Source organism: Paraglaciecola chathamensis S18K6 (assembly GCA_000314955.1).
In the GTDB taxonomy this organism is placed as follows: domain Bacteria; phylum Pseudomonadota; class Gammaproteobacteria; order Enterobacterales; family Alteromonadaceae; genus Paraglaciecola; species Paraglaciecola chathamensis.
Map to the genome: position 1 here is coordinate 63,427 of BAEM01000008.1, position 10,712 is coordinate 74,138.

A 10,712-nucleotide genomic window follows, 5' to 3' on the forward strand; every position below is an offset into this window, starting at 1 on the left:
TTATTTTATTAGAGAAGCGAGCAGCTCTCGCTTTTCTTGCGGCTTTTGGTAAAAGTCAGTCATGCCTCATGGATGAGGTATGAAAATAGGCATGGATGCCATAAGCGAAGCGCATAAAGTTCGCGAAGCGAATGCCCCGCACGCGCAGCGTGTAAAGGTGGCCGCAGGCCATAAAAAACAAACAATAAAAAACCCGCACGAAGCGGGTTTTTCAAGATATCAAAGCGGAGCTTTGAGAAGCATGATTACATCATGCCGCCCATTCCACCCATACCACCCATGCCGCCCATATCAGGCATTGCAGGTGCATCTTCTTTAGGTGCTTCAGCGATCATCGCTTCAGTTGTGATCATCAAGCTTGCGATTGATGCAGCGAACTGTAGTGCTGAGCGCGTTACTTTAGTTGGGTCAAGAATACCCATCTCTAGCATATCGCCGTAAGTGTCGTTACCTGCGTTGTAGCCGTAGTTGTCAGCGCCGTTTTTAACAGCGTTAGTCACTACTGATGCTTCTGCACCGGCGTTAGCAGCGATTTGACGCATTGGAGATTCCATTGCGCGAAGTAGCAATTTAATGCCGTGTGTTTGGTCTTCGTTGTCGCCTTGTAGGTCAACAATCTTAGACGCTGCACGCACTAGTGCAACACCGCCACCGGCTACTACGCCTTCTTCAACCGCTGCGCGAGTTGCGTGTAGTGCATCTTCAACGCGGTCTTTCTTCTCTTTCATTTCAACTTCAGTTGCTGCGCCAACTTTGATAACCGCAACACCGCCAGCTAGCTTAGCTAGGCGCTCTTGAAGTTTCTCTTTGTCGTAGTCTGAGCTTGATTCTTCGATTTGAGCGCGTATTTGAGCAACACGGCCTTGGATCGCGTCTTCTTCACCAGCACCGTCAACTACGGTAGTGTTGTCTTTGTTGATAACAACGCGCTTCGCTGTACCTAGGTCTTCTAGAGTCACTTTTTCAAGTTCTAGACCGATTTCTTCAGAAATCACAGTACCACCAGTTAGTGTGGCAAGATCTTGAAGCATCGCTTTACGACGGTCACCGAAACCAGGCGCTTTAACCGCTGCTACTTTAACGATTCCGCGCATGTTGTTCACAACAAGTGTTGCTAGTGCTTCACCTTCAACGTCTTCAGCAATGATTAGCAAAGGCTTAGAGGCTTTTGCTACTGCTTCAAGAGTTGGTAGTAATTCACGGATGTTAGATATTTTTTTGTCAACCAAAAGGATGAACGGGTTGTCTAGTTCAACAGTACCGTTTTCTTGGTTGTTCATGAAGTAAGGAGATAGGTAACCACGGTCGAACTGCATACCTTCTACAACTTCTAGTTCGTTTTGTAGAGATTGGCCTTCTTCAACGGTGATAACGCCTTCTTTACCTACTTTGTCCATTGCTTCAGCGATAAGGTCGCCTACTTCAGTGTCAGAGTTAGCAGAGATAGTACCTACTTGGGCAATCGCTTTACTGTCAGCACAAGGAACAGAAAGCGCTTTAAGCTGTTCAACCGCAGCGATAACTGCTTTGTCGATACCGCGCTTAAGATCCATTGGGTTCATACCTGCTGCAACGGCTTTTAGGCCTTCAGTCACGATAGACTGTGCAAGTACGGTTGCAGTTGTAGTTCCGTCACCGGCTTCGTCGTTGGCTTTAGAAGCAACTTCTTTCACCATTTGAGCGCCCATGTTTTCGAATTTATCTTCTAATTCGATTTCTTTGGCTACTGATACGCCATCTTTAGTGATGGTAGGTGCGCCGAATGACTTGTCTAACACTACGTTACGGCCTTTAGGGCCTAGGGTAACTTTTACTGCGTTGGCTAGAATGTTAACGCCAGCTAGCATTTTTACGCGAGCGTCATCAGAAAAACGTACTTCTTTTGCTGCCATGATATTAATTCCTCTAAATTTGGTTAACGGTTAATTATTCGACTACTGCTAGGATATCGTTTTCGCTAAGAATCAATACTTCTTCGCCGTCTAGCTTCTCTGTTTTTACGCCGTAACCGTCGTTAAAAATAACGATATCGCCGATTTTAACGTCTACAGCTTTCACTTCGCCGTTATCAAGTGTGCGGCCATTGCCGACAGCGATAACTTCACCGCGAGTTGATTTTTCTGCTGCTGAGCCCGTTAATACGATGCCGCCTGCAGATTTGCTTTCTTGTTCGTGACGCTTAACGATCACACGATCGTTTAAAGGACGAATTGCCATTTTCAAATCTCCTGAAAATTCCAATGTTAATAAAGGTTTAAGTTGCCGATTACTCGGACGTTTAAATTGAGCAAGGTTTTTGCCTTCGCTCAGAAATTTGTTCTGCGGTCATAAATGGGGTTAGGGGAGATTATCTCAAGTAATTTTGTAAAAAATTTCGTATTTTTTTACTAAAAGTGCATTTAATTTTCATTCAGTGCCGTCTTTGTGCCCAAGCAAGGTTTATTTAGGGGGATTTTTCAAAGCGATAGCGCTTTGTGTTGGCTAAAGCAAAGTGTGTGTTTTTGTGTCTCACGCTTGAATATTGGCACGGTTAGGCCAATGTATAACGTATCAATCGGCATCACGCTACTGTGACTTGCCTGAGCAATTAGGAGTTAAATTATGGCGACCCCACTTAAAATCGATATCGTTTCTGACGTGTCATGCCCTTGGTGCATTATCGGTTATAAAGCATTAGATGAAGCCTTGGGTAAACTTGAGGGTAAAGTTACAGCCGATATCAGTTGGCAGCCTTTCGAGCTAAACCCAAATATGCCACCAGAGGGCCAAGAAATCGTTGAGCATATTACTGAAAAGTACGGTATCAGCGTTGAACAAAGTGAGCAAAATCGTGAGATGATTAAGCAGCGTGGGTTAGACGTGGGTTATGAATTTGGCAACCGTGGCGGTGGCCGTATTTATAATACATTCGACGCACACAGGTTATTGCACTGGGCTGAAGAGGCGGGCAAACAAACTGAGCTTAAGCTGGCATTTTTTGATTTGTACTTTAAAGAAAGCGGCGACCCAAGTAACCATGAACAACTGCTTGCTGTGGTTGAGCAAGTCGGGCTAGATAAAGCCGCTGCACAAGAGATATTAACCACCGGTAAGTATACTCAAGAGGTACGCGAGGCCCAGCACTTGTACCAATCAAACGGTATTAGCTCTGTGCCAGCGGTGATAGTAAACAACAAGCATTTAATCAGTGGTGGGCAGCCTGCATCCGTATTCGAACAAGCCTTGAGCCAAATAGCCCAAGAAGTAGAAGCGCAGAAGGTTGAAGGTGAAAGCGCTGAAGCATAAACCTTGTGGCCAGCGATAATTAACGAAAGGAGCTTTGGCTCCTTTTTTATTGCTGGGGTTGTGACATCGTATTGCATGCCGTCACAGGTTAACGATTTGCCTGTTAACTTTCCCAGGCAATTTCATAGAGTTTCACTATTTCGTGTTTGTCGACCTGACGCGGGTTATTGTTGGGGGAGCCTGAGGCCAGCGCTTGTTCTGCCATTAAGGGCAAGGTGCTAAAGAATGCATCTTTATCCACTCCAAACTCGGCTAACGACGGTACTGAGAGCGTTTGATTGATTCGCTTTAATTGGTTCAGCAGCGCTTGGTGTGCCTGATCTTCATCCTCTATATTATCGATTAGTCCCATATACATGGCGCATTGTGCATAACGTGTGGGGGCACTGCTAATCGAATATTCAGTGACAGTAGGCAATAACATGGCGTTACTTAATCCATGTGGAACATGAAAATGCACGCCTAACGGGCGGCTCATACCATGCACTAGGGCAACAGAGGCGTTTGAAAAGGCAATACCTGCCAATGTTGCCCCAAGCATTACCGCTTCTCGGGCCGCGAGATCTTTAGCATCTTGACAGGTTTTTAATAAGTTTTGCCCGATTAGCTTCATTGCGGCAATCGCTTGCTGGTCACTAAAAAGATTAGCCTTGCGACTGACATAGGCTTCTATTGCGTGAGTGAGGGCATCGATACCGGTATCAGCGGCAATACGCGATGGCAAGCTTAAGGTTAACTCGTAATCAACTATTGCAGCCATTGGCATCAACCCAGGGCCCATGCATAACATTTTTTCATCGGTTGAGGCATCGGTAATAATCGTCGCTTGGGTTGCTTCTGAACCTGTACCTGCTGTGGTGGGTATGGCAATCACCGGCATGCTGCTTAAGTTAACGGGGCGCGGCATTTTGTAATCTCTCATGCTTCCGCCATGGGTGGCTAATAAAGCTATTGCTTTGGCGGTGTCGATGGCACTACCACCACCTAATGCCAGTAAGCAATCGTATTTTTCCCGTTGCACCAATGCCACTGCTGGTAAAATTGAGTCTTCACTTGGCTCAGCCATCGTTTCGCTAAAGAGGCCATAGCCCAGACCGTGCGCATTGAGTAAATCAGTTATGGACTCTGTGTAGCCAAGCCTGACCATAGTGCTGTCGGTAATGATACAAGGATAATGGCAGCCGAGCTGCTCAAGAGTGGCGGGGAGTGCGTTGATGGCACCGGCGCCAATTTGCATTATTTTAGGTAGATTAATCGTGGTAGTCATAGGGTAATACCTCAATAAGTCATGTGTTTACGCTAACTCATCATTAAGCGTAACGCTAGAAGCAAACCACAACCTGAGTATTTTTATAATACCTATCCGCATTAATAATTGCCCCCTCAGAACGCGTTCGGTGATTTTTTACTGAAGCACTGGATTACAGGCACAAAAAAAGGAGCCTAAGCTCCTTTTTTATGCAGTTTGATAAGTCAGTAGACTTGGGGCCGCTTACACGCCCATGTAGTCGAGCATACCTTCGGCGGCTTCTCGGCCTTCGAAAATAGCCGTAACCACTAAATCTGAACCGCGTACCATGTCGCCTCCCGAGAAAATCTTAGGGTTAGACGTTTGGAACGGGTATTTTCCTTTAGCAGGCGCGCGTACACGGCCTTTTTCGTCCAGAATAATACCGTAGTCACCGAACCAACCCGCAGGACTAGGCTGGAAACCAAACGCAATAATCACTGCGTCTGCTTCGATAACGTGTTCAGAGCCTTCAATCACCACCGGACGACGACGTCCTTCGGCATCAGGTTCACCCATTTCGGTTTTCACGCAGCGCACACCGCAAGCGTTGCCGTCGGCGTCTAACTCGATGTCTAGAGGTTGTACGTTAAACGTAAATTCAACGCCTTCTTCTTTGGCGTTTACCACTTCACGACGTGAGCCCGGCATGCTGTCTTCGTCACGGCGATAAGCACAGATAACATCTGTTGCACCTTGGCGAATGGAAGTACGTACGCAGTCCATGGTGGTATCACCACCGCCTAGTACCACCACTTTTTTGCCTTTCATATCAACAAATTCATCTGCTGATTTTTCAAACTTAAGGTGACGGTTAATGTTGGCGATCAAGAAGGGTAGGGCTTCGTATACACCCGGTGCGCCTTCGTTAGCAAAACCGCCTTGCATTGGCTTGTAAGTACCCATGCCCAAGAAGACCGAATCGTATTCATCAAGCAAGGTTTGAAAATCGATGTCTTTGCCGATCTCTGTGTTGAGGACAAACTCAACACCCATTTCGGTGAAGATTTCGCGGCGACGTGTGATCACTTCTTTTTCAAGCTTAAATGCCGGAATACCGAAGGTTAACAAGCCGCCAATTTCAGGGTATTTGTCATAGACAACGGGTTTAACGCCGTTGCGCACAAGTATATCGGCACAGGCTAGGCCGGCAGGCCCAGCGCCCACAATAGCGACTTTCTTGTTTGTTGCCACAACGCCTGACATGTCAGGACGCCAGCCCATTTGAAAGGCAGTGTCGGTTATGTATTTTTCGATACTACCAATGGTGACAGCACCAAAGTCGTCGTTTAAGGTACAAGCACCTTCACACAAACGGTCTTGGGGGCAAACACGGCCACACACTTCTGGCAAACTGTTGGTTTTGTGAGAAAGCTCTGCAGCTTCTAAAATTTTCCCTTGGTTGGCAAGTTCAAGCCACTGAGGGATAAAGTTATGTACTGGGCATTTCCATTCACAATAGGGGTTACCACAATCCAAACAGCGGTCAGCTTGACCTTCTGTTTGTGATTGGGTCAAGGGCTGATAAATTTCAGCAAATTCTGCTTTACGTACAACGATCGGCTTTTTCGGCGGGTCGATACGTTCTACGTCAACAAATTGATATACGTTTTTAGACATATGATTCTCGTCCTGCTACTTATTGGGCCTGAATGCTAAGTTCTGATGATGAGCGACTGATGTGCCCCAACAGATTCTTGACATTACTGGTCTTAGGCTTAATTAAGCGGAATTTAGGCAATACTTCATTGAAGTTGTTGAGTAAGCCCATAGCGTACTCGCTGCCTGTTTCTTCGTAGTGTTGATTGATAAGGCCACGTAAGTGTTCAGACAAAATGACTTTGTCTTCAATGCCCATAATCTCTACTAGTTCAGGGTTAATGCGATGTTCAATATCGTCTAATTCGTCAAGGATGTAAGCAAAGCCACCGGTCATACCGGCACCAAAGTTAACGCCGACTGCGCCAAGCACAGCAACAATACCACCTGTCATGTACTCACAGCCGTTGTCACCTGTACCTTCAACAACTGCAACAGCACCTGAGTTACGCACACCAAAACGCTCACCTGCACGACCGGCTGCGAACAATTTACCGCCCGTTGCACCGTATAAACAGGTGTTACCCATGATGGCACTTGCGTGTGGGTCAAAGCTGATGTTGGTCGGGTTGCTAATCACTAGCTTACCGCCGGTCATGCCTTTACCAACGTAATCGTTAGCATCTCCAATAAGGTGCATTTCAAGGCCGCCTGCGTTCCATACACCAAAGCTTTGGCCGACTGTGCCGGTAAGCTGTAATTGGATAGGCGCGTCTTGCATACCTTGGTTACCATGCACTTTAGCAATCGCACCTGACACCATGGCGCCCACCGAACGGTCAGTGTTGCGCACATTGTATTTCAGCGATATGCCGGTTAAGGAGCTGATTGCCTCTTTAGCATCATTCAAAATTTGTACGTTCAAATCGCCTTTATCTAATGGCGTATTGGCAATTTCAGAACAGAACAACTTAGTATGATCACCTGCTTTAGGCTTGGCCAAAATGGGGCTTAAATCTAGTCGACTCTGCTTGGCGGTGATACCAGGTAACACTTCCAGCAGTTCAGTACGACCGATTAAGTCATCAAGCTTGGTCACACCAATGGATGCCATGATTTCGCGCACTTCTTCAGCGATAAACTTAAAGTAGTTCATCACCATTTCGGGTAAACCAATGAAGTAGTTTTCCCGTAGTTTTTCGTCTTGGGTTGCTACACCTGTTGCACAGTTGTTCAGGTGACAAATACGTAGGTACTTACACCCTAATGCAACCATAGGCCCGGTACCAAAACCAAAGCTTTCAGCGCCTAATATTGCGCCTTTGACCACATCAAGGCCGGTTTTTAGACCGCCATCAGTTTGTACTCGCACTTTGTGGCGCAAACCATTTTCAACTAGCGCTTGCTGGGTTTCAGCAAGACCAAGTTCGAACGGGCTACCAGCGTATTTGACCGAGGTTAGCGGGCTTGCACCGGTGCCACCGTCATAACCAGAGATGGTGATCAAATCTGCATAAGCTTTCGCTACACCTGTGGCAATGGTGCCCACGCCTGGTTCTGATACTAACTTCACCGAAATTTGCGCAGTAGGGTTAACTTGTTTCAAGTCAAAAATTAACTGGGCCAAATCTTCAATCGAATAGATATCGTGATGAGGCGGCGGTGAAATTAGCGTTACACCTGGCACCGCAAAGCGAAGTTCAGCAATGTAACTGTTTACCTTGTCACCAGGTAACTGGCCACCTTCGCCTGGCTTGGCGCCTTGGGCTACTTTAATTTGAATCACTTCTGCATTAACAAGGTAATGGGGTGTCACACCAAAACGGCCCGACGCGACTTGCTTTATCTTTGAGTTCTTCTCAGTATCGAAACGCGCTGGATCTTCACCACCTTCACCTGAGTTCGACTTACCACCTAAGCGGTTCATGGCGATAGCAAGTGCTTCGTGAGCCTCTGGGCTAAGTGCACCAATTGACATTGCAGCGGTATCAAAACGTTTGAATAAATTTTCAGCGGGTTCAACTTCACTGATATCAATCGCTGGGCTTTCTGCTTTTAGTGCCAATAAATCACGGAAATGACTCGGTGAACGTTCATTTACTAAGGTGCTGAACACGCGATAATCGTCGTACTTTCCGCTAACAACGGCTTTTTGCAAGCTGGTGACAACGTCCGGGTTATAAGCATGATACTCGCCCCCGTGTACGTACTTTAATAAACCGCCATGATTAATCGGTTTGCGTTTTAACCAAGCGACGCGGCTTAAATTAATTTGGTCTTGTTCAAAATCTTCAAAACCAGCACCTTGTATACGACTTGGCACGCCTTGGAAGCACAATTTGGTGACATCGGCGTTAATACCAATGGCTTCAAAAAGCTTCGAACTACGGTAGCTAGCAATGGTGCTGATACCCATTTTCGACATGATCTTGTACAGACCTTTGTTGATGCCTTTGCGGTAGTTCAGTACACCTTGCATCGCGCTCACGCCTAGTTCGCCTTTATCGGCCATTTGCTCGATAGACTCATAAGCTAAGAACGGATAAACAGCCGTCGCACCAAGACCGAGTAACACAGCAAAATGGTGTGGGTCACGGGCTGAAGCGGTTTCAACGACAATATTGGCATCACAACGAAGTGATTTGTCTATCAAGCGACGTTGTACTGCGCCAACTGCCATAGCAGCCGGAATAGTCAGGCGGTTTGATTTCACGTTGCGGTCAGACAAAATAACAAAGGCGGCACGTTTGGTTTTCACCAAGTATTCCACTTCGTTACAAATGCGCGAGATGGCTTTTTTCAGGCCTTCTTCTGGCTTGTAATTTAAGTCGACCACTTCTGAATAATAATGCTCTGCGTCATATTCACGTAATTGTTTCAAATCGGTGTAAATTAATACCGGAGATTCAAACAATACGCGATGAGCATAACCAGAGGTTTCGCTAAATACGTTTTGCTCACGGCCAATACAGGTTGCCAACGACATAACGTGATTTTCACGTAATGGATCGATAGGTGGGTTGGTTACCTGAGCAAATTGCTGACGGAAATAATCATAAATAGTACGCTGCTTTGAGGAGAGCACGGCCATTGGGGTATCGTCACCCATTGAGCCAACGGCTTCTTGGCCATCTTTAGCGAGCACTTTTACGATTTGCTGAAGCTCTTCATAACTATAAGCAAACAACTTGTGGTACGTAGCCATCATGTTGTCGTCAAACACACGCTGACCAATCAATGAGGCGTCGCACTCTTCAACAGGCTTTAAGCGGCGAATGTTTTCGTCAATCCATTCGCGATAAGGATGACGGCCTTTAAGCTCTTCATCAATTTCGTTCGAACGCCAGATTTTGCCGTTGTAAGTATCGACGGCTAGCATTTCACCTGGGCCAACGCGGCCTTTTTCTACTACGTCTTCAGGTTTGTAATCCCAGATGCCGATTTCAGAGGCAAGGGTAATCAAGCCATCTTTAGTGATTACGTAACGCGCTGGGCGCAAACCGTTTCGGTCTAGGTTACAAGCCACATGGCGTCCGTTGGTTAAAACGATACCCGCTGGGCCGTCCCACGGCTCCATGTGCATTGAGTTAAACTCATAAAATGCACGAAGATCGTCGTCCATGGTGCTGTTGTTTTGATATGCGGGTGGCACAAGTAAACGCATAGCGCGGAACAAATCCATGCCGCCAGCAAGGAACAGCTCAAGCATGTTATCTAGTGATGAAGAGTCAGAGCCTTCTGTGTTAACAAATGGCGCTGCATCTCCTAAATCAGGCAATAGTGGAGTAACAAACTTGCTGCTTCGTGCTTGAGCCCAATCGCGGTTACCACGAATGGTGTTAATTTCACCATTGTGCGCTAAGAAGCGGAATGGCTGTGCCAATGGCCACTTAGGCAAAGTATTGGTAGAGAAGCGCTGGTGGAATACACAAATGGCAGATTGCATGCGCTCATCGGCTAAGTCTAAATAAAACTTAGGCAAATCTTTTGGCATGACTAAGCCTTTATAGACAGTAACTAGCGTTGATAAACACGCAATGTAAAATTCACTGTCTTCGCTCATGCGTTTTTCAGCACGGCGACGGGCCATAAATAAACGACGCTCTAGGTCACGTTTACGCCATCCAGAAGGCGCATTAACAAAAACCTGTTCAATTTGCGGTACGCCAGAGGCAGCGAGATCACCCAATACTGAATGGTCAGTAGGCACGACTCGCCAACCTGCTACGCTTAGCGTTTCACGCTCTAATTCTTCGTTCAAAATTTCACGGCCACGGGCCGCTAAGGTGTCGTCCTGATTGAGGAAAATAACCCCTACACCGTATTTCTTACTTAATTTCCAACCGTTTTCGGCGGCTATCTCTTTAAAAAACGCATCCGGTTTTTGAAGTAGCAAGCCACACCCATCCCCGGTTTTACCGTCGGCGGCGATACCACCACGGTGTTGCATGCGATCCAATCCTTCAATGGCAGTGATAACAAGCTTGTGGCTGGCTTCGCCTTGTGTATGGGCGATTAGACCAAATCCACAGTTATCTTTGGAATCATTAGGATTATATAAACTCATTGACGTAACTCCTTCAACCGACGACTGGTCAGG

At 46.6% G+C, this 10,712-nt stretch carries 6 protein-coding genes; 1 reads left to right on the forward strand and 5 read right to left on the reverse strand.

The window, feature by feature from the left end:
* Positions 1-245: 245 nt before the first annotated feature.
* Both groL and GCHA_RS03570 read right to left on the reverse strand, forming a co-directional pair.
* A complete protein-coding gene (groL, locus tag GCHA_RS03565) occupies positions 246-1,892 on the reverse strand; it encodes a chaperonin GroEL (RefSeq protein WP_007985123.1) in 1,647 nt (548 codons plus the stop codon).
* Positions 1,893-1,926: 34 nt separating this feature from the next.
* Complete coding sequence (locus tag GCHA_RS03570; RefSeq protein ID WP_006991724.1) at positions 1,927-2,217, reverse strand: co-chaperone GroES; 291 nt, start codon at positions 2,215-2,217, stop codon at positions 1,927-1,929.
* A gap of 384 nt (positions 2,218-2,601) precedes the next feature.
* Between GCHA_RS03570 and GCHA_RS03575 the strand changes: the two genes are divergently transcribed.
* On the forward strand, positions 2,602-3,285 hold the full coding sequence (locus tag GCHA_RS03575; protein ID WP_007985128.1) for a DsbA family oxidoreductase: 684 nt from the start codon (positions 2,602-2,604) through the stop codon (positions 3,283-3,285).
* A 103-nt stretch (positions 3,286-3,388) separates the two neighbouring features.
* On the opposite strand, the gene GCHA_RS03580 is transcribed toward GCHA_RS03575, so the two are convergent.
* The 3 genes from GCHA_RS03580 to gltB all read right to left on the reverse strand — a co-directional run bounded on the left by GCHA_RS03580 (position 3,389) and on the right by gltB (position 10,679).
* Complete coding sequence (locus GCHA_RS03580; RefSeq protein WP_007985129.1) at positions 3,389-4,552, reverse strand: iron-containing alcohol dehydrogenase; 1,164 nt, start codon at positions 4,550-4,552, stop codon at positions 3,389-3,391.
* 225 nt (positions 4,553-4,777) lie between these two features.
* Complete coding sequence (locus GCHA_RS03585) at positions 4,778-6,193, reverse strand: FAD-dependent oxidoreductase (RefSeq protein ID WP_007985130.1); 1,416 nt, start codon at positions 6,191-6,193, stop codon at positions 4,778-4,780.
* 19 nt (positions 6,194-6,212) lie between these two features.
* The gene (gltB, locus tag GCHA_RS03590) at positions 6,213-10,679 is read right to left on the reverse strand and encodes a glutamate synthase large subunit (RefSeq protein WP_007985131.1); all 4,467 of its coding nucleotides are present in this window, start codon (positions 10,677-10,679) and stop codon (positions 6,213-6,215) included.
* Between the last annotated feature and the right edge of the window lie 33 nt (positions 10,680-10,712).

Excerpts from the sequence above, each read along its gene's own strand:
- gltB (WP_007985131.1), bottom strand. The coding sequence starts at position 10,679 with ATGAGTTTATATAATCCTAATGATTCCAAAGATAACTGTGGATTTGGT.
- GCHA_RS03585 (WP_007985130.1), bottom strand. The coding sequence starts at position 6,193 with ATGTCTAAAAACGTATATCAATTTGTTGACGTAGAACGTATCGACCCG.
- groL (WP_007985123.1), bottom strand. The coding sequence starts at position 1,892 with ATGGCAGCAAAAGAAGTACGTTTTTCTGATGACGCTCGCGTAAAAATG.
- GCHA_RS03580 (WP_007985129.1), bottom strand. The coding sequence starts at position 4,552 with ATGACTACCACGATTAATCTACCTAAAATAATGCAAATTGGCGCCGGT.
- GCHA_RS03570 (WP_006991724.1), bottom strand. The coding sequence starts at position 2,217 with ATGGCAATTCGTCCTTTAAACGATCGTGTGATCGTTAAGCGTCACGAA.
- GCHA_RS03575 (WP_007985128.1), top strand. The coding sequence starts at position 2,602 with ATGGCGACCCCACTTAAAATCGATATCGTTTCTGACGTGTCATGCCCT.